General features: G+C 68.2%; 23 protein-coding genes. 9 read left to right on the top strand and 14 right to left on the bottom strand.

Annotation, left to right across the window (positions count from 1 at the left end; translation table 11 throughout):
• Nucleotide 1: 1 nt before the first annotated feature.
• From GHK24_RS09365 to cobM, 3 genes are read left to right on the top strand one after another with little or no spacing between them, the layout of a single operon-like run.
• Entirely contained in the window at nt 2-1,684 is a 1,683-nt protein-coding gene (locus GHK24_RS09365; RefSeq protein WP_153472537.1) for a cobyric acid synthase, read from the top strand.
• Entirely contained in the window at nt 1,681-2,463 is a 783-nt protein-coding gene (cbiE, locus tag GHK24_RS09360; RefSeq protein ID WP_153472535.1) for a precorrin-6y C5,15-methyltransferase (decarboxylating) subunit CbiE, read from the top strand. Before GHK24_RS09365 ends, cbiE begins: the two co-directional genes overlap by 4 nt.
• Nucleotides 2,460-3,233: a precorrin-4 C(11)-methyltransferase gene (cobM, locus tag GHK24_RS09355; protein WP_153472533.1), complete on the top strand. Its 774-nt coding sequence runs from the start codon at nt 2,460-2,462 to the stop codon at nt 3,231-3,233. The genes cbiE and cobM overlap by 4 nt, the downstream gene beginning before the upstream one ends.
• A 200-nt stretch (nt 3,234-3,433) precedes the next feature.
• Here cobM and cobF read toward each other — a convergent pair whose 3' ends face one another.
• Nucleotides 3,434-4,204: a precorrin-6A synthase (deacetylating) gene (gene cobF, locus GHK24_RS09350; RefSeq protein WP_153472531.1), complete on the bottom strand. Its 771-nt coding sequence runs from the start codon at nt 4,202-4,204 to the stop codon at nt 3,434-3,436.
• A 246-nt stretch (nt 4,205-4,450) separates the two neighbouring features.
• Here cobF and GHK24_RS09345 point away from each other — a divergent pair, with 246 nt between their 5' ends.
• The 3 genes from GHK24_RS09345 to cobJ are packed head-to-tail and all read left to right on the top strand — an operon-like array spanning nt 4,451 to nt 6,680.
• A complete protein-coding gene (locus GHK24_RS09345) occupies nt 4,451-5,077 on the top strand; it encodes a precorrin-8X methylmutase (protein WP_153472529.1) in 627 nt (208 codons plus the stop codon).
• Nucleotides 5,077-5,808, top strand: coding sequence for a precorrin-2 C(20)-methyltransferase (locus tag GHK24_RS09340; protein ID WP_153472527.1), 732 nt, complete (start codon nt 5,077-5,079; stop codon nt 5,806-5,808). The genes GHK24_RS09345 and GHK24_RS09340 overlap by 1 nt, the downstream gene beginning before the upstream one ends.
• Nucleotides 5,805-6,680: a precorrin-3B C(17)-methyltransferase gene (gene cobJ / locus GHK24_RS09335; RefSeq protein WP_340666159.1), complete on the top strand. Its 876-nt coding sequence runs from the start codon at nt 5,805-5,807 to the stop codon at nt 6,678-6,680. The genes GHK24_RS09340 and cobJ overlap by 4 nt, the downstream gene beginning before the upstream one ends.
• Before the next feature lie 162 nt (nt 6,681-6,842).
• Here the strand turns inward: cobJ and GHK24_RS09330 are convergent, their stop codons facing one another.
• The 9 genes from GHK24_RS09330 to GHK24_RS09290 form a co-directional block, all read right to left on the bottom strand.
• Entirely contained in the window at nt 6,843-7,211 is a 369-nt protein-coding gene (locus GHK24_RS09330; RefSeq protein WP_153472525.1) for a VOC family protein, read from the bottom strand.
• Between the two features lie 24 nt (nt 7,212-7,235).
• Complete coding sequence (locus GHK24_RS09325) at nt 7,236-8,030, bottom strand: cobalt-precorrin-6A reductase (RefSeq protein WP_153472523.1); 795 nt, start codon at nt 8,028-8,030, stop codon at nt 7,236-7,238.
• 131 nt (nt 8,031-8,161) lie between these two features.
• Nucleotides 8,162-9,256 carry an FUSC family protein gene (locus GHK24_RS09320; RefSeq protein ID WP_153472521.1) on the bottom strand — a complete coding sequence of 365 codons (1,095 nt, stop codon included), beginning with the start codon at nt 9,254-9,256 and terminating at the stop codon, nt 8,162-8,164.
• Nucleotides 9,257-9,545: 289 nt separating this feature from the next.
• Nucleotides 9,546-9,854: a P-II family nitrogen regulator gene (locus GHK24_RS09315; RefSeq protein ID WP_153472519.1), complete on the bottom strand. Its 309-nt coding sequence runs from the start codon at nt 9,852-9,854 to the stop codon at nt 9,546-9,548.
• The gene (locus GHK24_RS09310) at nt 9,851-10,792 is read right to left on the bottom strand and encodes a sodium-dependent bicarbonate transport family permease (RefSeq protein WP_167682328.1); all 942 of its coding nucleotides are present in this window, start codon (nt 10,790-10,792) and stop codon (nt 9,851-9,853) included. The genes GHK24_RS09315 and GHK24_RS09310 overlap by 4 nt, the downstream gene beginning before the upstream one ends.
• Before the next feature lie 52 nt (nt 10,793-10,844).
• A complete protein-coding gene (locus GHK24_RS09305) occupies nt 10,845-13,226 on the bottom strand; it encodes a nitric oxide reductase activation protein NorD (protein WP_153472517.1) in 2,382 nt (793 codons plus the stop codon).
• Between the two features lie 15 nt (nt 13,227-13,241).
• Nucleotides 13,242-14,045: a CbbQ/NirQ/NorQ/GpvN family protein gene (locus GHK24_RS09300; RefSeq protein ID WP_153472515.1), complete on the bottom strand. Its 804-nt coding sequence runs from the start codon at nt 14,043-14,045 to the stop codon at nt 13,242-13,244.
• A gap of 78 nt (nt 14,046-14,123) precedes the next feature.
• Nucleotides 14,124-14,480, bottom strand: coding sequence for a ribulose bisphosphate carboxylase small subunit (locus GHK24_RS09295; RefSeq protein ID WP_153116298.1), 357 nt, complete (start codon nt 14,478-14,480; stop codon nt 14,124-14,126).
• A gap of 38 nt (nt 14,481-14,518) precedes the next feature.
• Complete coding sequence (locus GHK24_RS09290; RefSeq protein ID WP_153472513.1) at nt 14,519-15,940, bottom strand: form I ribulose bisphosphate carboxylase large subunit; 1,422 nt, start codon at nt 15,938-15,940, stop codon at nt 14,519-14,521.
• 130 nt (nt 15,941-16,070) lie between these two features.
• Here GHK24_RS09290 and GHK24_RS09285 point away from each other — a divergent pair, with 130 nt between their 5' ends.
• A complete protein-coding gene (locus GHK24_RS09285; protein ID WP_153472511.1) occupies nt 16,071-16,982 on the top strand; it encodes a LysR family transcriptional regulator in 912 nt (303 codons plus the stop codon).
• 193 nt (nt 16,983-17,175) lie between these two features.
• Here the strand turns inward: GHK24_RS09285 and tcuB are convergent, their stop codons facing one another.
• Genes tcuB through GHK24_RS09270 form a run of 3 tightly spaced genes read right to left on the bottom strand, consistent with a single transcriptional unit; the run spans nt 17,176 to nt 20,353 of the window.
• The gene (gene tcuB / locus GHK24_RS09280; RefSeq protein WP_228384640.1) at nt 17,176-18,384 is read right to left on the bottom strand and encodes a tricarballylate utilization 4Fe-4S protein TcuB; all 1,209 of its coding nucleotides are present in this window, start codon (nt 18,382-18,384) and stop codon (nt 17,176-17,178) included.
• Nucleotides 18,381-20,000 (bottom strand): FAD-dependent oxidoreductase, encoded by a 1,620-nt coding sequence (locus tag GHK24_RS09275; RefSeq protein ID WP_340666158.1) that lies wholly within the window; start codon nt 19,998-20,000, stop codon nt 18,381-18,383. The genes tcuB and GHK24_RS09275 overlap by 4 nt, the downstream gene beginning before the upstream one ends.
• Nucleotides 19,997-20,353: a cysteine-rich small domain-containing protein gene (locus GHK24_RS09270; protein ID WP_153472509.1), complete on the bottom strand. Its 357-nt coding sequence runs from the start codon at nt 20,351-20,353 to the stop codon at nt 19,997-19,999. The genes GHK24_RS09275 and GHK24_RS09270 overlap by 4 nt, the downstream gene beginning before the upstream one ends.
• 363 nt (nt 20,354-20,716) lie before the next feature.
• Between GHK24_RS09270 and GHK24_RS09265 the strand changes: the two genes are divergently transcribed.
• Nucleotides 20,717-21,667: an ABC transporter substrate-binding protein gene (locus tag GHK24_RS09265; RefSeq protein ID WP_340642780.1), complete on the top strand. Its 951-nt coding sequence runs from the start codon at nt 20,717-20,719 to the stop codon at nt 21,665-21,667.
• Here the strand turns inward: GHK24_RS09265 and GHK24_RS09260 are convergent.
• Nucleotides 21,664-22,293 carry a 2'-5' RNA ligase family protein gene (locus GHK24_RS09260; protein ID WP_153472505.1) on the bottom strand — a complete coding sequence of 210 codons (630 nt, stop codon included), beginning with the start codon at nt 22,291-22,293 and terminating at the stop codon, nt 21,664-21,666. The genes GHK24_RS09265 and GHK24_RS09260 overlap by 4 nt on opposite strands.
• Nucleotides 22,294-22,477: 184 nt before the next feature.
• Here GHK24_RS09260 and GHK24_RS09255 point away from each other — a divergent pair, with 184 nt between their 5' ends.
• On the top strand, nt 22,478-23,392 hold the full coding sequence (locus GHK24_RS09255; protein ID WP_228384639.1) for a DNA ligase: 915 nt from the start codon (nt 22,478-22,480) through the stop codon (nt 23,390-23,392).
• The last annotated feature ends 3 nt before the right edge of the window (nt 23,393-23,395 follow it).

The following is a 23,395-nucleotide window of genomic DNA, read 5'->3' as shown; positions in this document are numbered from 1 at the left end:
CATGAGCGACGTCGCTGCGTTCACGCCGGCGCCCGCCGCGCCGCGCCGCGCGCGCCGGCTGATGATCCAAGGCACTTCGTCGGATGTGGGCAAGAGCCTGCTCGTCGCCGGCCTGTGCCGCGCCTTCGCCAATCGCGGGTTGATCGTGCGTCCGTTCAAGGCGCAGAACATGAGCAACAACGCGGCGGTGACGGTCGATGCCGACGTTCCCGAGCAGGGTTCGGCTCCCGCGGCGGGCATCAGCGCCGAGCCCGTGCGCGGCGAGATCGGCCGCGCGCAGGCGCTGCAGGCGCGCGCCTGCCGTGCGCCACGCTCGGTGCACATGAACCCGGTGCTGTTGAAGCCCGAAAGCGACGTCGACTGCCAGGTCGTGCTGCGCGGCCGCGTGCTCGGTCGCGCTTCGGCTGCCGCCTACCAGACGCTCAAGCCGGCGCTGCTGCCGGCGGTGCTCGACAGCCTCGAACGCCTGTCGCAGGAGGCCGATCTGGTGCTGATCGAAGGCGCCGGCAGCGGCGCCGAGGCCTATCTGCGCGCGCAGGACATCAGCAACATGGGGCTTGCCGAAGCCGCCGACCTGCCGGTGCTACTGGTCGGCGACGAATCGCGCGGCGGCGTCAGCGCGGCGGTGCTCGGCCATCGCCTGCTGTGGACCGAGTCCGAGCGCGCGCGCGTCGGCGGCGTGCTGGTCAACAAATTCCGTGGCGACCCGGCGGTGTTCGCGCCGGCCGCCGCGACCATCAGTGCCGCCACCGGCTGGCCGGTGCTCGGGCTGGTGCGCTGGTTCGACGGCGCGGCGCGCCTGCCGCAGGAGGATTCGCTGGCGCTCGACCTCGCCGCGCGCGCCGTGGCGAAGCCACCGCGGCCCGGTGAGGCGAAGCCGCTGACCATCGCCGTACTGCGCACGCCGCGCATCGCCAACGCCGACGACCTCGACCCGCTCGCCGCCGAGCCGGGCGTTCGCGTCGTCTGGGTGCAGCCGGGCGAGCCGGTGCCGCGCGCCGCCGACGTGGTCGTCATCGCCGGCTCCAAGGCGACGCGCGCCGACCTCGACTTCGTGCGCGCACAGGGCTGGCAGCACGACCTGCACGCGCATGTGCGCCAGGGCGGCCGCGTCGTCGGCCTGTGCGCGGGCTTCCAGATGCTCGGCCGCGTCGTGCGCGATCCGCAGGGTATCGAGGGTGCGCCCGGCGAGAGCGCAGGGCTCGGCTTGCTCGAGCTCGAAACGACCATCGGCGGCGACAAGCGCCTGCTCGACCTCGACGCCGTCGACCGGGTCAGCGGCGAGCGCGTCACTGGCTACGAGATGCACATGGGGCGCACGCAGGGCGCGGCACTGGCGCAGCCGTGGCTGCGTCTCGTGGACGCGGATGGCGAAAGCGGCGAAGACGCGGACCTCAGTGCGCGTATCGCACCCCTTGGAAGTCACGAGCGCGCCGAAGGCGCCGTCTCTGCCGACGGTCGGGTGATGGGCAGCTACGTGCACGGCCTGTTCGCCGCCGACGGCTTTCGCCGGCACTGGCTGGCGCAGATGCGCGGCGAGGCGGTGGAGCACGGGGCGGGGCAGGGCGAACGGACGACGCCCGCCAGCGCCTACGAGGCACGTGTCGACGCGGCGCTCGACGCTTTCGCCGCGCAGCTGGCCGAAGACCTCGATCTCGATACCTTGTGGGCGCTGGCGCGATGAGCGGCGATCAGGCTTCCCGCCGCGAAGTCGACAATTTCGACGATTTCGACGCCTTGGCGCCGATGCCCGACGGCCCGGCCTGGCTGACGCTGGTCGGCATCGGCGAGGACGGCGTTGCCGGTCTCGGTGACGCAGCGCGGGCGGCCATCGCCGGCGCGGTGCTGGTCGTCGGCGGCCAACGGCAACTGGCGCTGGCGGCGCCACTCATTCGCGGCAAGGCGCGCGCCTGGCCGTCGCCGCTCACCGCCGGTGTTGCCGCGCTGCGCGACTTCGCCGGCCGGCCGGTGGTCGTGCTCGCCTCGGGCGATCCCTTCTGCTTCGGCATCGGCAGCACGCTGCGCCGGTTGCTGCCCGACGTGCCGCTGGCCTGTCTGCCGGCGCCGTCGTCGTTCGCGCTCGCCTGCGCGCGCCTCGGCTGGCCGCAGCAGCAAACGACGCTCGCTTCGCTCTGTGGTCGGCCGCTCGCCGGGCTGACCGACCAGCTCGTTCCCGGCGCGCGTCTGGTCGTGCTCTCCGCCGACGAGACGACGCCGGCTGAACTTGCCGCGCATCTCGTCGCCCAAGGCTTCGGCGACGCGCTGATGCATGTGCTCGAAGCGCTCGGCGGGCCGCAGGAACGCCGGCGCAGCGTGCGCGCCGCCGAGCTTGCCGCTGCCACCGGCCAGACCGCCTTCGCCGCCGGCTCTGCAGCCGCTTTTGACGATATCCACCGCCTCAACCTCGTTGCGCTCGAACTGCCAGCGCAACGCGCAGTACCCGACACGGAATCCCACGCATGAGCATTCACTTCATCGGCGCCGGCCCCGGCGCGCCCGACCTGATCACCGTCCGCGGCCGCGACCGCATCGCCGCCTGTCCGGTCTGCCTCTACGCCGGTTCGCTGATCCACCCGGCGATCCTCGACTACTGCCCGCCGGGGGCGCGCGTCGTCGACACCGCGCCGCTGAGCCTCGAGGAAATCGTCGCCGAAATGGCTGCCGCGCACGCCGCTGGGCTCGACGTGGCGCGCCTGCATTCGGGCGACCTGTCGATCTGGAGCGCGATGGGCGAACAGTTGCGCGAACTCGACCGCCTCGGTATTCCCTACACGGTGACGCCCGGCGTGCCCTCGTTTGCTGCTGCCGCCGCCGCGCTCAAGCGCGAACTGACGCTGCCGGAAGTGGCGCAATCGCTGGTACTGACGCGCACCTCTGGCCGCGCCTCAGCGATGCCGCCGCGCGAAAAACTGGCGAGCTTCGCCGCCACCGGCGCGACCTTGGCGCTGCACCTCTCGATCCACGTGCTCGACGACATCGTCGCCGAACTGCTGCCGCACTACGGCGCCGACTGTCCGGTGGCGGTGGTGTACCGGGCGACCTGGCCGGAAGAGCGCATCGTGTGCGGCACGCTCGACGACATCGCCGCCAAAGTGGCGAAGGCGCCGCCCGAGCGCAGCGCGCTGATCCTCGTCGGCCCGGCGCTGGCGGCCGAAGACTTCAGCAACAGCGCGCTGTACTCCGCCGACTATCAGCGCCGCTTCCGCGGCCGCGACACGCGCGCCGGGTCGTAAGCGGCAGCCTGTACGGCATCGGCCGCTGGGCTAAGTGCTCCCCGACGCAGCATGTACCGTATCGAAGGCAGTACGGAGCACGCGCCAGCCGATCGGGCCGGGGCAACGATTTGTGATCACCGTGAGGTGCTCCGGCCCTGACCGGCTGGGGCGCCGAAGCAAGAGGCTCCTTGCGCCCGGATCACGAGCAGCGAAGCCGCCTATTCGGCGTCCGAATTCCGCCGGCGCAGCAGATAAATGTCGAACAGCCAGCCTTTCTCGGCCCTCGCCTGACGCGCTTTTTCGGCGAGTTCGGGGCCGATCGTGCGCAGATCGCCAGCCGCAAGCATTTCGTCGTCGGCGCCGAGATACGCGGCCCAGTAAATATCGAGACGGGCGTCGTCGATGTGCTCGAATGCTGCATTCGAATCGAGCATGACGACCGTGTTATGAATGTCGGCAGCCGGCATGTTCGCCAGATTGCGGGGCGTGCTGATGGTGATCGATTCGCCGATCCGGTTGAGCGTCAGCCGGTGCTTTTCTGCCAGCGCCTGAACGCTGGTGATACCCGGAATGATTGCGTAGTCGAACTGCGCCAGTTCGCGCCGTTCGATGTCTTGCAGGATGGTCAGCGTACCATCGTAGAGCGAGGGATCTCCCCAGATCAGGAAAGCCCCGGTTTCGCCGTCGGCCAACTGGTCGTTGATCAGCCCGGCGATGATCTTCGCTTTGTCGTCGTACCAGTCGCGGACACCGGCCGTGTAGCCTTGCTCGGTGCTGCGCGGTGGGCTTTGCGCGAACACCTTGCGGTAGCGCGCGGCATCAGCGTATTCGGCCAGAATCGTGTCGCGCGCAGCGATCAACGCCTCCTTGCCGCGACCTTCCTTCTCCAGAAAGAAAAAAACGTCGACCGTGCGCAACGCCTTGACGGCTTGCATCGTCAGGTAATCCGGATGGCCGGGGCCGATGCCGATGAGCAGGATTTTTTTCATCGTAAACAGAGAAAATCGTGGAAAGTCGCTACTCGCGCAGAGTCTGCACCAGTCGAGAGTGTCGGGCGTCGGCTCCTTGCGCGGTGCGCACGCCGGCGAGCGTGGAATACCGGTTTCGGCGGCCGGGCGGCAGGATGAGCGCCTGGGCGCGCGCTGGGGCGTCGACGGCGCGCACCGGGCCGTTGCGGCCGACGCTGCTGGCGCCGGACGGTCGCGTATAATAGCCGGTTTTTTCGAGACGCTCCGATGATCGACTACAGCCGCGACGCGCACGACATCTACCGCCAGTCCTTCGCCATCATCCGCGCGGAAGCCCGGCTGGAGCGCATCCCCGACGATCTGGAGAAACTCGCGGTGCGCGTGGCGCACGCCTGTGGCATGCCCGACGTCGTCGACGATCTCGTCTTTTCGCCGGGCGCTGGCGCCGCCGGGCGGGTTGCGCTGGCCGCTGGCGCAGCGATTCTGTGCGATAGCCGCATGGTTGCCGATGGCGTGACGCGTTCGCGCATGCCGGCCGGCAACGAAGTCATCGTGACCCTCAACGATCCGCAGGTGCCTGAACTCGCGCGTCAGCTTGGCACGACGCGCTCGGCGGCGGCGCTGGAGTTGTGGCGGCCGCGCCTTGCCGGCGCCGTGGTGGCGGTCGGTAACGCGCCGACCGCGCTCTTTCGCCTGCTCGAAATGATCGACGCGGGCGCACCGAAGCCGGCGCTGATTCTCGGCTTCCCGGTCGGCTTTGTCGGCGCCGCCGAATCGAAGGACGAACTTGCCGCCAATTCGCGCGGTGTGCCCTTCGTCATCGTGCGCGGCCGGCGCGGTGGCAGCGCGATGGCGGCGGCGGCGCTCAACGCGCTGGGTACGGAGCACGAGTGATGTCCACAACCGGCAGACTGTTCGGCCTTGGCGTCGGTCCCGGCGACCCTGAGCTGATTACGCTGAAGGCTCTGCGCCATCTGCGTGCGGCTCCCGTGGTGGCGCACTTTGCCGCGCGCGGCAAGGCAGGGAACGCGCTTACCATCATCGAGCGTTATCTGGCGCCCGAGCAGATCGTGCAACCGCTGATTTATCCGGTTACGACCGAAAACCTGCCGCCGCCCTTCTGCTATGAAACGGCGCTGGCCACCTTCTACGACGAATCGGCCGCCATCGTCGCCGCGCATCTCGATGCCGGTCGCGATGTCGCCGTCGTCTGCGAGGGCGATCCCTTTCTCTACGGCTCGTTCATGTACGTGCACGACCGCCTTGCCGACCGCTACAAGACCGAAGTCACGCCGGGCGTGTGTGCGATGCTGGCTTGCGCCTCGGTGGTCGGTACGCCGCTGGTCTATCGCAATCAGACCCTGACGGTGCTCTCCGGCGTGCTGCCGGCGGAGGAGCTGAAGCGTCGTCTCGCCGATACCGAATCGGCGGCGATCATGAAGCTCGGCAGTAATTTCGCCAAGGTGCGCAGCGTCATCGAAGAGCTTGGATTGCTCGACCGCGCCCACTACGTCGAGCGCGCCACCATGGGCAATCAGCGCATCGCGCCGCTGTCGAGCATCGATCCGGCGAGCGTGCCTTATTTCGCGATGATCCTCGTTCCGGGCGCACGGTGGGCGGCGTGAGTCGCCCCGTGGTGCGCGCCGGCGCGGCGCCGCTGGCGTCGGCGGGGGGCTGGCTGCGTGTCGTTGGTCTCGGGCCGGGATCGGCCGGCCTGCTGGCGCCGGAGGCGGCCGAGGCGTTTCGCGACGCCGACGACCTGATCGGCTACTTCCCTTATGTCGAGATGGCGGTTCGCTTGGCCGGGCCGCTCAGGGCGACGCTGCACGCCTCCGACAACCGCGTCGAGATGGAGCGCGCACGCCACGCTTTCGCCCTCGCTGCCAGCGGCCGCAAGGTGGTCGTGGTGTCGTCCGGCGATCCCGGCATCTTCGCCATGGCGACGGCGGTGATCGAGGCGCTGCACGCCGAGTGCGTGTCCGCCGGCGAACACGCAGCGGCGTGGCAGGCGGTGGACGTTGGCATCGTTCCCGGCATCTCGGCGGCACAGGCCGCCGCGTCGCGCGTCGGCGCACCGCTCGGCCACGACTTCTGCGTGCTGTCGCTCTCCGACAACCTCAAACCCTGGGAAGTGATCGAGCGCCGCCTCGAACTCGCCGCTACGGCAGATCTGGTGCTGGCGCTCTACAACCCGATCTCGAAGGCGCGTCCCTGGCAGCTCGGTCGCGCGTTCGATCTGCTGCGCCGGCACCTGCCGGCAACGACGCCGGTCGTCCTTGGCCGCGACATCGGTCGTCCGGCCGAGCGCCTCGTTGTCTGCACGCTTGGCGAGGTGACGCCAGAGCAGGTCGACATGCGCACCGTGGTCATCGTCGGCTCGTCGCAGACGCGCGCCTTCCCGCGTGGCGACGGCGCTACGTGGGTCTACACGCCGCGCTGGTATGACGAGGCGGGCGACGGCGAAGTACTCAGTAACGACGAGGGAAGCCCGACCTAGGCGACAACGCAGCAGGTGTCGACGAAGCTGGCGTCGACGAAGCACATCAACGACTGGACGGCAACGAGGGAGCCGCAACGAGAAGGCTCAACGCCTCGGGCGCGCAACGATTTTGGCAGCGCTCGCGCTGATCGTCGATTCCCCGCCCAGCGGCTACCGGACTCAGGCCTCCGGCCGCTGGCAGACGGCCTCGATGTTGTGGCCGTCCGGGCCGATGACGAAAGCGCCGTAATAATTCGCGTGGTAGTCCGGGCGCAGCCCCGGCGCGCCGTTGTCCTTGCCGCCCGCGGCGAGTGCCGCGGCGTAGAAGGCGTCGACCTGCACGCGCGTTTCGGCGGCGAAAGCCAGATGCAGCGGCGCCGGTGTGACCTTGGCCGGCACCAGCCATAGCGATGGCTTGCCCTGGCGGCCCAGCCCGATCCCATAGGGCCCTTGCATGACGACCGTGACGCCGAGCGGTGCCAGCGCCTTCAGAAAGAAAGCTTCGCTGGCGGGCAGATCGCTGACGCCGAGTGACAGGTGATCGAACATGTGCGCTCCTTTCGGGAGTGTGAGTTACTTGCCGGCGCGTGCCGCGACCCACTGCATTGCGGCGGCGACGCTTGCCACGCTTGGCGAATCCGGTTGCGGCGGGCGGCGGCGCATCAGCACGCGGACGCCGAGTTCGCGCGCGGCGGCGAGCTTGGCGTCGGTCGCGCCGCCGCCGCTATTCTTGCAGACGATGGTGTCGATGGCGTGGCTAAGGAGCAGTTCGCGCTCGTCGGCGAGCGAGAACGGCCCGCGCGCCAGCACGAGTTCGGCGTGCGCGAATGGCGGTTGCGGGTCGGGTGCGTCGACGCTGCGGATGACGAAATGGCAGTGGTCAAGGGGGGCGAAGGGCGCCAGTTCCTGTCGCCCCAGCGCCAGCAGCACACGGCGTGTCGCGGGGGCGCTGGCGGCGAGATGTGCTACCGCTTCGTCCCAGTTGTCGATCTCGAGCCAGTGATCGCCGGGGGCGGCTCGCCAGGCGGGGCGCTCCAGTCGCAGCAGCGGCACGCCCGCCGCGGCGCAGGCATCGGCGGCATTCCAGCGCATCTGCCCGGCAAAGGGGTGCGTGGCGTCGATCACGGCGTCGATGTGCTCCGCCCGCAAATAGGCCGTCAGGCCGGCTACGCCGCCAAATCCGCCGACGCGGCTTTCGCCCGCCGGCAGGCGCGGTTGCGCGGTGCGTCCGGCGAGCGAGCTGATCACGCGCAGGCCGGTGTCGGCCCTGCCGTGCAGGTCTGCGGCCAGTTGGTAGGCTTCGCTGGTGCCGCCGAGGATGAGGAGGCTGAAGTCAGCGGGGGAGGCAGTGGGTTCGGGAGGCGTCATGCGGCGAATGTCTAGCGAAACGTTAGCGGGTCAGGGGCGGCTAGTGGGCAGGAATGCGGCGGTGGCCAGTTCTTCCTCGGGCGAGTGTGGCCGGCTCTTCGCCAGTTGATGTGGCGAGCGGTGCGCGGCGCTCACGACAGCAGTCGCCGTGGGATCAGGCGTCGCAGTTGCTGCCCGAGTAGCGCGCGAAAACGCGGGTGGTGCAGACAAACGCCGCCGAGCAATCCGGCCAGCGAACCGAGCACGGTATCGAAGAGGCGGGCGATGAGCAGCGCATCGGTCGGGCCTGCGCCGAGCCGTGCGGCTTCCGCCAGAAAGATCGTCAGTGGCGTGATGAATACGGCCGCCAGTCCGTAGTGGCGGACGACCAGCACTTCGATGATGAAAGCCAAGGCAATCATCATCAGCGAGATGCTCCATTTGTCGAGGGGCAAGGCGAGCAGACCCCAGGTGAGCAGGAGGCCAATGGCGGTGCCGGCAATGCGGTGGGTCTGCTTTGTCCACACTGCGCGCAGCGAGGCGCCCTGAATGACGGCGAGGCAACTCACCGGCACCCAGTAGGGGCGTTCCAGGTGCATGCTTTCCGCCAGCATCAGCGACAGACCGACGAACATGCCGATGATGACTGAATCGACGATGACGAATTCGAAGCTGGGCGGTGGCAGCGGTGTCACCGCTTGCGGCGCCTGCTGCCGTAGCGCGTAGATGCTGTAGAAAAACGCGATCAGGCAGGCGAGCAGGCAGCCCATGGTCAGCAGGCCGACATGCAGGGGAACGTCGAGAACGTTGATCGGCGAATACGCGCCAATTGCCGCCGCCATCATGAAAAACAGGCTGCCGGGCGGGCCGAGCGCGTAGAAGCGGCAAACCATCGACACGAGCAAGGCAATGAACGCCAGCGTCGGCACCAGCGCCCAGGGCAGGAACTGGCTCAGCACGCCAAGCGTGTAGCACGCGCTCATGGCGAATCCTGAGGCCATCAGCGAGACCATGCGGTGATAGAGCGGCGTGTTGGGCGCGTAGAGAAAAACCATGCCGCCCAGCGACGAGACCAGCCCGTATTCGAGATGATCGAAATACGCGCCGACCAGAAGCGGCAGGCCGGAGGCGAGGGCGGCGCAAAAAGGCATTGGCCAGCGTCGATCACTGGCGTTGATGGCTGCCAGATGCTGAATTTCGGCCCGGATACGCTCTTGAAGATCCTGCCAACCCTGCCTGCCTGTCATTGAATGGCCTAAAAATGGTTACGCGAGGCGCGAGTGTACGTCATCTGCCGAGGATCACCGGCACGCTGATGACGGAGTAGGGCGCCGGCTGACCGAGTACCTGGTGCCGGAAGGCGGCGCTGGCGGTCGAGGCGAGGCAGAGCAGGGAGCCGTAGGACAGTCGACATCCTGCGTCAGAGTAATGGAAGCGGGGGGCTTGTACTGCCGTTCGCCTGGTGCTCGTGACGTTTTTGTCGAACCTTGGCGGTCAGGTCAGGCATGTGAGTGGTGCGCTGGCACACATGCAGATTCAGAATTTGTTCGGGCGCAGGACGACGACTTCCTGAACGAATGCCACCATGGCGTAATTGTTGAAGTAATGCCGCTGCAGGTGGTCGAGTAGCGCCTCGGCGCATTCGCGTCGGCAGATGACCTCGATGCGTACGTTCGCCGCTTCTCCCCAAGCGGCGTCACGCACGCCGCGCTGTCCCCGGCCGCGCGCATCGGAGACAGTGCAGCCGTGGACACCGCGACCCTCGAAGTCATGCAGCAGGGTGTTTTCGAGTGCTGCTTCGGTGATCACGGTCAGCAGGCTGCGGATTTCACTGGGCGCGGTCATGCCGAATCTCCTGCGAAGTGGACGGCCAGTCGGTGGTAGAGCGGAATGCCGACCAGCAAATTGAAGGGAAAGGTGATGCCAAGCGAGGCGGCGAGTGACAGTGCCGGGTTCGCCTCCGGGACGGCAAGGCGCATGGCGGCGGGTACCGCGATGTACGAGGCGCTGGCGGCGAGCACTACGAGCAGTGTCACGCCGCCCGGCGACAGGCCGAGGGCGATGCCGGTCGTCAGCCCGAGCAGCGCCGAGAGCAACGGCATGGCGATACCAAAGCCAACCAGAAAGAGTCCATGCTGGCGCAAGGTGCCGAAGTGACGGCTGACGATCAGCCCCATTTCGAGCAGGAAGAGGGCGAGGGCGCCCTTGAACAGCTCATAGAAGACGCCTTTGATCGGCGCCAGTCCGTCCGGGCCGGCCAGCCAGCCGATCGCCATGCTGCCGAGCAGCAAGGTCACACCCTTGCCAAGAAAGGTTTCGTGCGCCAACCGGCGCCAGTTGGTGTGTCGATTAATGCCGCGCGCCAGGACAATGCCGACAAGGATCGCGGGAATTTCCATGACGGCGAGAAAAACAGCGGCTTGCGACTCGAACGGAATGGCGCGCGTTGCTAGCCAGTTGAGGGCGACGGCGAAGGTGGCGACACTGACCGAACCGTAGTGCGCTGCCGTTGACGCTGCATTGGCGCGGTCGAAACGGCCGACCGCGCGCAGCAGACTGTAGGCGATCAGCGTCTGTGCGACACCGAGCAGGATCACTGAGCCGAGTTGCGGTAGCAGCGGCAGCACCGCCTGCTTGGCGAGTCCTTCGCCGCCCTTGAGGCCGATCGCCAGTAGCAGAAAGACCGACAGCGTCTCATACAGCGCTGCCGGTAACTTCAGTTCGGAACGAGCCGCGCCGGCGAGCAGCCCAAAGAGAAAAAACAGCACAACAACATCAATCACGAAAGCCTCCTCTGGCGCTGCGTAGTTGTGCCCGTCATAGCGTGCCGCGATCTCACCGCGCCAGCCCGGCGTAGAGCAGCGGCAGGCGTTCGGGCAGGCGCTCGACGTGGTCGAGGACGAGGTAGTTGCGCTGGCCGAAAACGCGCGCGACGTACTGGTCGGCGCGCGGGTCGAGCGTCAGGCAGAAAGGCTTGACGCCGCGGGCGCTGACTTCCTCGATGGCTTTTTGGGCGTCGAAGCGCAGGTAGTGCGGGTCGCGCACGTCGATGTCGGCCGGCTCGCCGTCGGTGACGACGAGCAGCAGCTTGCGCGTCGCGCGCACCCGCGCCAGCTGCGCCCCGGCGTGACGGATCGCCGCGCCCATGCGTGTCGACAGACGGCCTTCCATGCCGGCCAGCCGCGCCTTGGCGAGATCGCCCCAGGGCTGCGCGAAATCCTTGTAGCGCTGGTAGAAGACGTTGTGCCGTCCGTCCGAGCAGAAGCCGTGCAGCGCGAAGGCGTCGCCGACGGTGTCGATCGCCTCGCCGAGCAGCACGGTGGCGGCGCGCGTCAGTTCGAGCACGCTGTAGTCCTGGCCGGCGACGCGATCGTTGGTCGATTCCGAGAGGTCGAGCAGCACCAGCACGGCGATGTCGCGCGTCTTGCGCAGCGAACGCATCATCACGCGCGGGTCGGGCGTCTGCCCGAGGCGCCGGTCGACCTGTGCGCGGATTGCCGCTTCGAGGTCGAGCTCGTCGCCGTCCTCGAGCTTGCGGAGGCGTTGCACGCCCTGCGGTTGCAGGGCTTCAAGCAGGTGCTTGAGGCGCTGCGTCAGCGGACGGTGCGCGTCGATGATCTGTTCGACGACGGCGAGCTCGCCGAGCTTCGGCCGCTTTTCCTGCACCGTCGTCCATAGCGGCCGGGTCAGTTGCAACTGGTAGTCGAACTCGTCGTAGTGGCAGGGCTCGGCGACCGGCTCGCGGCCCTCGCGGGCGTTGAACGAAACACCGTCGTCGGCGAAGAACTCGCTGGCGCAGACCCAGATTTCCTGCGCGTCGTCGCCAGCCGTTTCGACCTCGACCTCGTTGACCATCTCCGAGACGCTGACGTAGCGGCGCACCTGCGCTTCGCGCTGCGCGGCGGCAAAGGCGTCGTCGGCGCGCGCGCGGTCGTATTCCCACAGGTAGCGGTTGTCGTCGCGGTAGGGAACGGCCAGTCCGTCGCGGTGCGCCGACCAGGGCAGGCCGAGGCGCGTGATCTCGCCGGCCAGCGCCAGGCCGAGTTCGCGCGAAACGACGTGGCTGGACAGATCGGCGGCGGCAAAGCGTTCGCGCGTCCAGGCGACGAGCGCATCGTGATGGCCAGCGCCATCAGCAGCGCCCGCGTCGTCGGCGGCATCGGCGTCGAGCAGCGCGCGCGCGATGCGGCCGAAGCGGGCGCCGACGCTGTCGGCCGGCGCGTTGGTCGGCGCTTCGGGCTGAGCATCGGGGCGGTGGAACTGCAGCCACAGTTCCTTCAGCCGCGGGAAGCGGCGGATCGCCAGCGCTTCGACGCGTGCGTCCTCGATCAGGCCGACGCAGGCGCGTTGCAGTGTCGACAGCGGGGTGGGCTGGGATGACGCCTCGCCGTCGAGACGCGCGCTCGTCGCCACGATGTGCGCAGCGCAGTGCGCGGCGGCGGCGCGGTACAGCTCGAGCCCGGGCAGACCTTGCCAGTCGTCGCAGGCGTCGGGCAGATGGACGAAAAAGTCGGCGATGAACGGCCGGCTGCCTTCGCGCGACTCGAAATCGCCGGCGCTCGGGCGCAGGAAGAAGTCGCGCCCCCACAGCGCGCGCAGGTACATGCCGATGCGCCGGTGGATGTCGACGAACAGCGTTCCCTTGCGTTCCTGCTGCAGCACCGCCTTCGCCTCTTCGGAGGCAAGGCTGAAGTAGCGCAGCTGTTCGGCAAAGTCGGTGCGGTGCGCTTGCGCGCCCCATAGCGCCCAGCGGCGCAGGCCGCCGAGCGTGAGCACGGCGAGCAGTTCGTCTAGGTGTTCGAGCAGCGGGCGCAGCCCACGTGGCGCCTGGCCGAGCAGGACGTCGAGCAGGCGCAGGTAGTCACGGAACAGTTCGGCATCGCCGAGGCGGCGCGCGGCCGTCGGCGCGCTGGCGACGATGCGCTCGATCACTGCGCCCGAGGTGCGCGAGGCGAACTGTAGGCAGTGCTGGGCGAAGTCGGGCAGGATTTCCTCGCCGAGTTCGCGCGCCACCGCTGGCACGTCGCCGATCCAGGCGGCGACGATGCCGTCGCCGCGCCCCATGCGCTGCAGCGCCAGCGCGCCCTTGAGCCAGTTGTCGAGGCCACGCGCACTGAGCGCGCGCACCGCCTCGGGCCAGGCGGCGGCAGCCAGCGCCTGCGCCGCTGCCGGCAGTTCGTCGAGCAGCGCCTGATGCTCGGCAAGGTGCGCGCTCATCGCGTTTCCCGGCGTCTAGAAGAAGGTGGCGACGGCGGCGTCGAGCGCGTCGCGCATGTCGGGGTCGTCGGTGATCGGCCGCACCAGCGCGACGCGGCACGCCGCCAGCGGCGCCACGCCGCGCGCGATCAGCTCGCCGGCGTGGATCAGCATGCGCGTCGACAGGCCTTCGTCGAGGCCGTGCCCCTTCAGGTTGCGCGAGCGCTCGGCAATGGCGACGAGCTTGTCGGCCGCGGCGACATCGATCTTCGCCTCATGGGCGACGATTTCGGATTCGACCGCGTGCGCCGGGTAGTGGAAGTCGAGCGCGCCGAAGCGCTGCTTGGTCGATTGCTTGAGGTCCTTCATCAGGCTCTGGTAGCCCGGGTTGTACGAGATCACCAGATGGAAGTCGGGGTGTGCGCGCAGGAACTCGCCCTTCTTTTCCAGTGGCAGCGCACGGCGCTTGTCGGTCAGCGGGTGGATCACCACCGTCGTGTCCTGGCGCGCCTCGACCACTTCGTCGAGGTAGCAGATCGCGCCGTGGCGCGCGGCGAAGGCCAGCGGGCCGTCCTGCCAGCGCGTTCCCGAGGCGTCGAGGAGGAAGCGGCCGACGAGGTCGGAGGCGGTCATGTCCTCGTTGCAGGCGACGGTGACCAACGGCTTGCCGAGCCACCAGGCCATGTGTTCGACGAAGCGCGTCTTGCCGCAGCCGGTCGGCCCCTTGAGCATCAGCGGCATCTTCGCCGCGTAGGCGGCCTCGAACAGCGTGACCTCGTCGGCGACGGGGCGGTAGTAGGGTTCTGCGGGAATGCGGTACTGCTCAAGGATGTCGCTCATTGCACGCTCCTGTCGGGGAAGCCCCCGCCGCGCGTCAGAGACGGGGCGGCGCGGCGGGGCAGCGGGGGCTGGCTGGGGTCAGACCGCCCGGCCGCGATGGATCACCATGCTGGCGCCCTGGCTCTGCTTGAAGTTGTCGTAGCCGATCAGGCGCACGTGGTTGTCCGGGTTGGCGCGGTGGCAGGCGTCGAGTTCGGCGAGGATCAGGTCGATGTCGGTTTCGCCGAACATCGGCAGCTTCCACATGTACCAGTAGCTGTCCATGGCGTGCTGTGGCTCGACGTGCTCGATCGCCGGGTTCCAGCCGTTGCTGACGATCCACTCGATCTGCTTGCGGATTTGCGCGGCGTCCATCGGCGGCAGGTAGGAGAAGGTGCCCATCTTGCGGCTACCCGGATCGCTCAGGCGGGAGGCGTAGTCCTGTACGTTGCTCATGTGTTGTCCTTTCAGTCAAATAGGGGAGGTCGGCCGGTTCAGCGGTGCTGGACGTCGAGCTTGTCCACCACGTCGAACTCGAACTTGATCTCCTTCCAGGTTTCCATCGCCACCTTGAGTTCGGGGCTGGAGCGGGCGGCTTCGGTGAGGATGTCCTTGGCTTCCTTCTCGATCGCGCGACCTTCGTTGCGTGCCTGCACGCAGGCTTCGAGCGCGACGCGGTTGGCGCAGGCGCCGGCGGCGTTGCCCCAGGGGTGGCCGATGGTGCCGCCACCGAACTGCAGTACCGAGTCGTTGCCGAAAATGGAGACCAGCGCCGGCATGTGCCAGACGTGGATGCCGCCGGAGGCGACCGGGAAGACGCCGGGCATCGGTCCCCAGTCCTGATCGAAGAAGATGCCGCGCGCGCGGTCGGCCTTGATGTGGCGTTCGCGCATCAGGTCGACCCAGCCGAGCGTCGCCGCGCGGTCGCCTTCGAGCTTGCCGACGACGGTGCCCGAGTGCAGGTGGTCGCCGCCCATCAGACGCAGCAGTTTGGCCAGCACGCGGAAGTTGATGCCGTGGTTGGGGTTGCGGTCGATCACGCCGTGCAGCGCGCGGTGCACGTGCAGCAGCATGCCGTTCTTGCGGCACCACTTGGACAGGCTCTGGTGCGCCGCCCAGCCGGTGGTGAGGAAGTCGTTCATGATGATCGGCGAGCCGAGTTCCTTGGCGTAGGCCGCACGCTCCATCATTTCCTCGAAGGTGCCGGCAGTCACGTTGAGGTAGTGCCCCTTGCGCTCGCTGGTTTCCTGCTCGGCCTTGTCGATTGCTTCCTGCACGAAGGAGAAGCGGTCGCGCCAGCGCATGAACGGCTGCGAGTTGACGTTCTCGTCGTCCTTGGTGAAATCGAGGCCGCCGCGCAGGCATTCATAGACGGCGCGGCCGTAGTTCTTCGCCGACAGGCCGAGCTTGGGCTTGATCGTGCAGCCGAGCAGCGGCCGGCCGTACTTGTCCATCTTGTCGCGCTCGACCTGGATGCCGTGTGGCGGGCCGGGACAGGTGGTGACGAACCACAGCGGGAAGCGCACGTCCTCGAGGCGCAGCGAACGCACCGCCTTGAAGCCGAAGACGTTGCCGCACAGCGAGGTGAACACGTTGACCACCGAGCTTTCCTCGAACAGGTCCATCGGGTAGGCGATGAAGGCGTAAAAGGCCTCGTCGTTGCCCGGCACGTCCTCGATCGCGTAGGCGCGACCCTTGTAGTACTCGAGGTCGGTCAAGAGGTCGGTCCACACCGTCGTCCATGTCGCGGTCGATGACTCGGCGGCGACCGCGGCGGCGGCTTCCTCGCGCGACACGCCGGCCTGCGGAACGACCTTGAAAACAGCGAGAAAATCGGAATCCTTCACCGGATAATCCGGCTGCCAGTACATCGTTCGGTACTCCTTGACGCCGGCGTCGTATTTCTTTGCGGCCATGCCTCTCTCCTCAGTGTGCTCGTCGGTCGGACCCGATACGCTCGGGGTGGAGGCACTATGCCGAGGTCTGCGAATAAACAGAACTCGATAGTTTTTAGACTGGAAATAGAGTTTTGTGTATTCTTGAGCGATGCGCTTCAGCCTCCGCCAGATGCAGATCTTTGCCGCCGTCGCCCGCGACCTGAGCTACACGCGCGCGGCGGAGGCGCTGCATCTGACGCAGCCGGCGGTGTTCGCGCAGGTGCGCCAGCTCGAGGAGTCCGTCGGCCTGCCGCTGCTCGAACGCATCGGCCGGAAGCTGCATCTCACCGCCGCTGGTGAGGAAGTTCTGGCGACCAGTCGCGAAACGCTCGACGCGCTGGAGCGGCTGGAAATGCGGCTGGCCGACCTGCAGGGACTCAAACGCGGCCGCCTGCGCATTGCCATGGTGACGACCGCCAAGTACCTCATTCCGCGCCTGCTCGGCGAGTTCTGCGCGCGCCATCCGGGAATCGAGGCCGAGCTCACCGTCACCAACCGCGAGAAGCTGCTCGCGCGCCTGGCTGCCAACGAGGACGATCTGGTCATCCTCGGCAAGCCGCCGGGCGGGCTGGACGTCGTCGCCACGCCGATTGCCGACAATCCGCTGGTCGTCCTCGCCCGCCACGACCATCCTCTGGCCGGGCAGAAGGCGATTCCGCCCGCGCGCATCGCCGAGGAGCCGTTCATCCTGCGCGAACGCGGCTCCGGCACGCGCCGTGCGGCCGAGCGCTTCTTCGCGGCGCAGGGCTGCACGCTCAAGGTGCGCATGGAGCTCGGCAGCAACGAGGCGATCAAGCAGGCGATCGCCGGCGGCCTCGGCCTCTCCGTGCTGTCGCGCCACACGCTTGCGCTGGAGGGTGAAGCCGGCCTGATCCAGCCGCTCGACGTGGCAGGTTTCCCGCTGCAGAGCCAGTGGTACGTCGCCTATCCGGCCGGCAAGCATCTGTCGGCGGTGGCATCGGCGTTCATCGATCACCTGCTCGCCAGTCAGGGACACACGGCGGTCAATTTTCCGGAGTGAAGCGTCGGTGTGCTGGTGCCGGGGCGGTCGGGGCCTTGCCGGCTCGCGTCACGCGCCAACGCAGGCCGGCGTCGACAGATCAGCCGTCGCCGCCGGCGGCGAGTGGTTGGCGGGTTGTCTGCGGAAGGCCGCCGAGTGGTCGGTGAGTGGTCAGTAAGTGGCCTGCAGTTCAGCGACGACTCTGCGCCGCGAGCTACCGGTCTTCCCTCGCCTGACGCAGCAGCGCCGCCCCGCGATAGGCGCCGTGCACGAACTTGCCGAAGGGCATCGACAGCGCCAGCCCGAGCACGCTGCCCAAGTGCAGCGCGAGGCTCATGCCCATCGCCGGCGTGTCGCGCAGCGCGAGCAGCGCCAGACCGCTGGCAGCGATGGCGGCGAGCGTGGCGAGCAGCAGGCGGTTGGCCGGCTCGGTTTCACTGGCAGTCGGCGCTGGGTCGGCATGGCGTTTGCGCCGCGTCAGTCCGGCAATACCGGCGAGCATGGCGACGCCGCCGAGGCTGCCGAGGAGCACCGGCGCGCTGAGCACCGGGTAGGGCGCCGGCTGGCCGAGGAAATGGTGCTGGAAGGCGCCGCTGGCGGTCGAGGCGAGGCAGAGCAGGAAGCCGTAGAACAGCGCGTGGTGCGCGTGGCGGCGACCGCGCGCCGATGCGTCCTCGCGTTCGTGGCAGCCGGTGCCGCCGCCGTCGAGGTTGCGCAGCGTAGCGATGTCGGCGAGTGCGCGCGGCAAGGCGGTGCCGGCGCTGGCCGTGGGCATGGGGGCCGTGCGCGCGCTCTGGCGCCAGAAACGCACGACCCCGGCGACAATCAGCAGCGCGGCGCTGCCGAAGGCGAGTGCGGCGCCGCCGCTCATCAGGTTCTGGGGGACGATGGCGTAGAAGGCGCCCGGGCCGCGATGTGCAGCAAAGAGAGTATCGGCCGGCACCGCCACCAGCGTGAGCGCCGGCACGCCGAGCAGGCAGGCGACGACCAGCGCACCCAGAGCAGGCGTTGACGGCGCCCATGGCCAAGCACGTGCCCGGTAGTCGGCGGCGCGCAGCCGAGCCAGCGTCGCCGGCACGTTGATGGCGAATTCGTGCGGCGGCGCGTACTGGCAGGCGTAATAGCAGGAGCGGCAGTTGTGGCAGAGGTGCGCCAGATGCGCGAGATCGCCGTCAGCGAGCGCCGGTCGCCGCTCGGCGGCGGCAAAGACGTCGCAGTAGCCGGTGCAGTAGCCGCACACGTTGCACAGCGCCAGCGTGCGCCGCGCTTCGTCGGTTATGGTTGCCTTGGCCTCCTTGCCGGCCTTTGCCCGTTTGCCCATCTCACTCCCGTCGATCACGAGCGGGATGGCGGCGAGGGCGGTGCGCGCCGGTGACGGCCCGAAGCGCCCGGGAGCGGCTGTATCGTTTGCGGCTGGCGTCATGGCGGGCTGTTGCCGGGGAGCGGCGCTGGTGCGGTGGCGCCCGCGGGCAAGGTGGCAGCGGCGTTCGGGCGGGGAAGTGCGACGGCCGCCGCATTCCGCCCGGCAATCCGGCCAAACACCGCACTGATGGTCAGCGCTGCGCCCGACAGGTAGGCGCTGCCGAGGATGGCGGGCGCCATGATCATGCCGGCGGCGAAGAGCGCGGAACACACGCTGCCATCGTCGCGGCGCAGCCGCGCCGCCGCGTCGACGGCGACGCCAAAGCAGGTGAAGCTCACCCCGGGCTGCATCGGGATGGCGGCAAAGGGGGCGCGCAAGAGCGGCCGGATCGGCGGTTTGTCATGCACGCGCCGGCTGGGTTGGCCGGGCGGAGTGGCGCGCTCGTCGCCGTTGGCCCGCGCGGCGGCCAAGGCGTCGTTAAAGGTGGCAACGGTGCGGATAAGCGCGTCGCCGTCGATCTCTGTGCGGGCAGCGAGCGCTTCCAGTGTCGGCGCCATGACCGGCGGGCAGAGCAGCGCCGGCAGGGCGGCGAGCCCGTCGGCGTCGAGAAGCAGCCAGGCCAGTTGGCCGGGAAGGTGCGCGAGGCGTTGCCCCCAGTGCGAAAAACGGATCGGCCCGATGTCCTCGCCTTCGTCGCAAACGCGCTGTCCGTCACGGTTGACGACGATGCCGAGCGGCATGCCGTCAACGCGGCTGACGATGCCGGCGTCGTCCTGCGGCGCGCGCGCGTCGACGGCGACGAGATGGCAATCGCCGGCAACGCCGACCGGCTGCGCACCTTGAGCGAGGAGGGCGTGCAGCAGTTCGCCACGCAGATAGGGGCTACCGCGATTGGCGAAATGGCGGGCGGCGTCTCCCCAGCGTTCGGCCAGCCAGTCGCGATTGGCGGGGTAGCCGCCACTGGCGACGACAACGGCGCGGGCGCTGAAACGGCGTGGGCCGCGCGGTGTTTCGGCGATGATCGCAAAGCGTGCGTCGGGCGCACCGGGTGCGCAGGTGGCCGATTCTTCCCGCTCACTCATCGGTCCGCTGGCTGCTGGCGACGTGGTCGGGCGCGCCGGCTCAAGCGGGAGGGACGGCACGCGGCAGTCGTAGGTGACGTGGATGCCGGCGGTGTCGGCGGCAGCGTAGAGGGCGTTGACCATCGCCTTGCCGCCGCCGAGAAAAAAGACGGTTTTGCGCGACCAGGGGATGAGGCCGCCGGCGGTCGGCTGCAAGGCGACACCGTGCGCCATCAGCCAGTCGGCCAGTTCGCTCGAACCGGCAACGAGCGTGTCGACCAGCAATGCCGTGCTGGCGGAGTCTTCGATGTCGCCGCAGCTGCCGACGCTGCTACTGTGGCCCGTGGCCGCGAGCAATTCGGCGCGAAAGTCGGCGACCGGATAGTGGTCGCGTTGCCAGGGGGTTTCGTGAACGTTGGCCTGGCGCAGGTTGCGCGAGTGGCGGGCATTCCCGCCGCGCAGCGGGCGCGGGGCGGCTTCCAGCAGATGGACGCAAGCGCCCGCTGCGGCGGCCTCAAGTGCTGCACATAAGCCGGCGACACCGCCGCCGATGACGAGTACGTCGACCGGGCAGGTGTTTTCAGTAGCTTCGGAAGGAGGGCTGCCGACGCTCACGACGGCAGGGAGGCGTCCGGCTCGGGGTTGGCCGCTTCGGGGCGCGGAGCGAGCGGGCGCGTTTGCGCCTTGCCCGACCAGATGACGGGACGCTCGACCCACTTCTGGATGAAATTCCACGATTGCCGATAGCCGTCGTGCGGCAGGGAGCAATCGGTACAGTCCTTGCGCACGACGCCATTCTTGCTGGTGAACACCTTGTACTGCCCCGGACACTCGTAGGCGATCAGCGGGCAATAGCAGAACAGACAGTTGAACTCGCGCTTGACGCCGCTGTGACAGGGATAGAAGGGGCAGGTGGCGTTGGTGAAGCCCTTGTAGTCCTCGTTGGGGGTGGTGTCTTTCGGTTCCATACGGGCTCCACGGCAGCGGACAGGAAAGGATGAGTGCCACTGCCCGGCAACGGCGGCACAAAAAAGGCTGGGGCATTAAACCGTTTGCTCCGCAGGCGGTCAAGCAAGGAGTCCTTTGCTTTGCCGGCGGGCGTCTCCGGGGCTATGATGCCGGCCTATTTTTGCGCGCAAGATTCACTTGTGGGATTTGCACAGGGGCGCGCCGGCAAGAAATAGTAGATACGGGCGTGCAGGGCTTCGTGGGGCGGGTGTCCGCGACAGCGGGCAGGGCGATTGGCGCAGGAATGTTTGCAGGCGTTGGGCGCACGAGTTGGGCGCAGGGGTGCCACGGTGGGTGTACAGGGCGTTTCAGGACCGGCAGGGGTGAAGCGGTGGGCGACCGCACGGGCGTGCTGCGCACGGCGCGTGCTGGCGGCTGCCTTCTGCGCGCTCGTGCTGGCGCCAGCACTGGCGCTGGCCGAGATCGTCCTCAAGGATGATCGGGGTAGCATCGTTCGCCTGCCTGAGGCACCGCAGCGCATCGTCAGCCTGGTGCCTTCGCTCAGCGAATCCGTCTGCGTGCTTGGCGCCTGCTCGCGGATCGTTGGCACCGACCGCTATTCCGACTATCCGCAGGCCTTGCAGCGGGTCAGCAAGCTGGGCGAGATCACCAATCCCGATCTGTCGGCCCTGGTTGCCCTCAAGCCCGATATCGTCCTTACTTCCTATGTGCCGCGTTTGGCCGAGCGGCTGGAGGCGGCGGGGGTCAAGGTGTTGATGCTCGATCTGCGTACACAGGCGGACATTCGCCGCGCGTTGGCCTTGCTGGGGCGCATGTTGGCGCTGCCCGACCCGGAAGCCGCCTGGCGGACGATCGATACGCGTATCGATCGCGCCGGGCGTACCGTGCCGGCGTCGATGCGTGGCGTTTCGTTCTACTACGAATTCGACAGTTCGCTGTTCGCCGCCGGCGAGGCGTCGTTCATCGGTGAGTCCTTGGCGCGCTTTGGCGTACGCAATATCGTGCCGCCGAATCTGGGGTTCTTTCCGCGCCTGTCGCCGGAGTTCATTCTGCGCGCCGATCCGCAGGTGATGATGATGGTGCGCCGTTCCGCAATGGGCGTGCCCAAGCGCGCCGGCTGGCAGCGCATTCGCGCCGTGCGCGATCAGCGCGTGTGCTGGTTCAGCGAAGAAGAGGCCGATGTGCTGTCGCGTCCCGGCCCGCGCATTGGCGAGGCGGCGGAAATCATGGCGCGTTGTCTGCGCAGTGCGGCGGCCGGGCCGATTCCGCTGCCACCGCAACGGACTTCGCCGAACAAGGCGGTCTGGCCCTAGTCGCCGAGGGGCAGGCGCTCGATCACTTCAAGCGGGCCGTCCAGTTCTTTGGCCGCGTAGCCGGCAAAGACGATATCGCGTACCGTCAGGTCGAGCGGTGGCAGTGTCGCCAGCGGTGCCATGCGCTGGCGCACCTCGCGCTTGGCAAACGCCGCCCGATACAGCCCAACCGTCAGGTGCGGCGTATAGCGGCCTGGGCAGACTTCCGTTTGCCCGACGGTCAGCGCTGCCCGGATTCGCCGCAGTCCGCCGGCGCGGTCGGTAACGTGCAGAAACGCCGCCGAATCAAAGCTGTCGATGCCGCCGATGTGCAGGGTGAACGGCGCGATCCGGGCGTTGGCGAGTTGCGTGCGTTGGCGCGCCAGCATGGCGCTGTCGAAATCGTCGTCAAGCTGCGCCGGTTCGTTGATGAAGCCGCAGATGAAGAGCGTGATGTGGGCGAGGCGTCGGTGTGGGGTGAACAACCCGTCGAGCGTTTGCCGTGCCTGCGCGACGCGCTCGCGCACCGGCGCCGTATCCGCGTCGATCATCCAGATGCCATAGCGTTCGCGGCCACGCCGCCATTCCGGGTAATCGCGGTCTTCCAGAGCGACGGTGAGGGGCGGACGAGAAAAATGCGTGCGCATGGGTGGTGGCGATGAAGTGGGCGGCGAGGCGCGGCCGGGGCGGGCGCCATGCTATCACCGGCCAGCGCTGGTGGCGCGTCGTCGAGGTGGTCGTGTTGGCACGGTGCAGGCGCTGTAAAAATATGACTTATGCGTAAAATGGCGGCGGTCCCGCGTTCCACTACCGTCATTTTCAGGAGGAGTCATGCCACCGCCCATGCGCGAAAACCTGTCCGAAACGCTCTCTATGGCTTTGCTCGTCTCGGCGCTGCTGACGCCCAGCGTGGCGGCAGCGACCGTTGCCAGCGTGGCCGCCGAGCCGGTGCCGCCGCCCGTATTGCTGGCCGCCGTGTATCGGCCATCGCTCGATCCGGTTGCGTATTGGGTCAGCGAGAAACTCGACGGCGTACGCGCCTTCTGGGACGGGCAGCGACTGCGTTTTCGCAGTGGCCGGCTGATCGCTGCTCCGGCGTGGTTCGTCGCCGCTTTGCCGGCGCATCCGCTCGATGGCGAGTTGTGGATCGGGCGCGGCGAATTCGACGCGGTGTCGGCCACCGTGCGTCGCGAACGGCCGCTCGACGACGAGTGGCGGCGTGTGCAGTACCGGCTGTTCGAGAGGCCGCCGGCCAGCGACGCGGCATCGACCGAGGGCGGGCTGGATTTCACGCAGCGTCTGGAACGTCTGCGGGCCGACGTGGCCGGTGCCGGTGTTCCCTGGCTGTCAGTGGTGGAGCAGTTTCGTGTGGCGGACCACGCGAGTCTGTCGCGGCATCTGGCGGCCGTTGTCGCTGCGGGCGGCGAGGGCTTGGTCCTGCATCGCGCCGATGCGCCGTACCTGACAGGGCGCAGTGAGGCTTTACTCAAACTCAAGCCGCTCCGCGACGACGAGGCGACGGTTGTTGGCTATGTGCCGGGAAAAGGGCGTTGGCAGGGAGCCGTCGGCGCCCTGATCGTCGAACGCGCGGATGGGCGTCGCCTGCGTCTGGGCAGCGGTCTGAGCGCTGCGTTACGGCAAGACCCGCCACCGCGTGGCGCACGCGTCAGCTACCGCTACACGGAACTGACGTCGTCGGGACAGCCGCGCTTCGCACGCTATTGGCGGCTGGCGGAGGATTTTTGAGCC

It is taken from the genome of Rhodocyclus gracilis (genome assembly GCF_009617575.1).
GTDB lineage: Bacteria > Pseudomonadota > Gammaproteobacteria > Burkholderiales > Rhodocyclaceae > Rhodocyclus > Rhodocyclus gracilis.
The sequence above is the reverse complement of the archived record's forward strand: the minus strand, read 5'-3'. Positions and strand labels throughout refer to the sequence as shown.

Excerpts from the sequence above, each read along its gene's own strand:
- GHK24_RS09270 (WP_153472509.1), bottom strand. The coding sequence starts at position 20,353 with ATGGAACCGAAAGACACCACCCCCAACGAGGACTACAAGGGCTTCACC.
- GHK24_RS09290 (WP_153472513.1), bottom strand. The coding sequence starts at position 15,940 with ATGGCCGCAAAGAAATACGACGCCGGCGTCAAGGAGTACCGAACGATG.
- cobM (WP_153472533.1), top strand. The coding sequence starts at position 2,460 with ATGAGCATTCACTTCATCGGCGCCGGCCCCGGCGCGCCCGACCTGATC.
- GHK24_RS09295 (WP_153116298.1), bottom strand. The coding sequence starts at position 14,480 with ATGAGCAACGTACAGGACTACGCCTCCCGCCTGAGCGATCCGGGTAGC.
- GHK24_RS09255 (WP_228384639.1), top strand. The coding sequence starts at position 22,478 with ATGCCACCGCCCATGCGCGAAAACCTGTCCGAAACGCTCTCTATGGCT.
- GHK24_RS09330 (WP_153472525.1), bottom strand. The coding sequence starts at position 7,211 with ATGTTCGATCACCTGTCACTCGGCGTCAGCGATCTGCCCGCCAGCGAA.
- cbiE (WP_153472535.1), top strand. The coding sequence starts at position 1,681 with ATGAGCGGCGATCAGGCTTCCCGCCGCGAAGTCGACAATTTCGACGAT.
- GHK24_RS09260 (WP_153472505.1), bottom strand. The coding sequence starts at position 22,293 with ATGCGCACGCATTTTTCTCGTCCGCCCCTCACCGTCGCTCTGGAAGAC.
- GHK24_RS09315 (WP_153472519.1), bottom strand. The coding sequence starts at position 9,854 with ATGACCGCGCCCAGTGAAATCCGCAGCCTGCTGACCGTGATCACCGAA.
- GHK24_RS09340 (WP_153472527.1), top strand. The coding sequence starts at position 5,077 with ATGTCCACAACCGGCAGACTGTTCGGCCTTGGCGTCGGTCCCGGCGAC.
- GHK24_RS09320 (WP_153472521.1), bottom strand. The coding sequence starts at position 9,256 with ATGACAGGCAGGCAGGGTTGGCAGGATCTTCAAGAGCGTATCCGGGCC.
- GHK24_RS09325 (WP_153472523.1), bottom strand. The coding sequence starts at position 8,030 with ATGACGCCTCCCGAACCCACTGCCTCCCCCGCTGACTTCAGCCTCCTC.
- GHK24_RS09345 (WP_153472529.1), top strand. The coding sequence starts at position 4,451 with ATGATCGACTACAGCCGCGACGCGCACGACATCTACCGCCAGTCCTTC.
- GHK24_RS09305 (WP_153472517.1), bottom strand. The coding sequence starts at position 13,226 with ATGAGCGCGCACCTTGCCGAGCATCAGGCGCTGCTCGACGAACTGCCG.
- GHK24_RS09300 (WP_153472515.1), bottom strand. The coding sequence starts at position 14,045 with ATGAGCGACATCCTTGAGCAGTACCGCATTCCCGCAGAACCCTACTAC.
- cobF (WP_153472531.1), bottom strand. The coding sequence starts at position 4,204 with ATGAAAAAAATCCTGCTCATCGGCATCGGCCCCGGCCATCCGGATTAC.
- GHK24_RS09285 (WP_153472511.1), top strand. The coding sequence starts at position 16,071 with ATGCGCTTCAGCCTCCGCCAGATGCAGATCTTTGCCGCCGTCGCCCGC.
- tcuB (WP_228384640.1), bottom strand. The coding sequence starts at position 18,384 with ATGACGCCAGCCGCAAACGATACAGCCGCTCCCGGGCGCTTCGGGCCG.
- GHK24_RS09365 (WP_153472537.1), top strand. The coding sequence starts at position 2 with ATGAGCGACGTCGCTGCGTTCACGCCGGCGCCCGCCGCGCCGCGCCGC.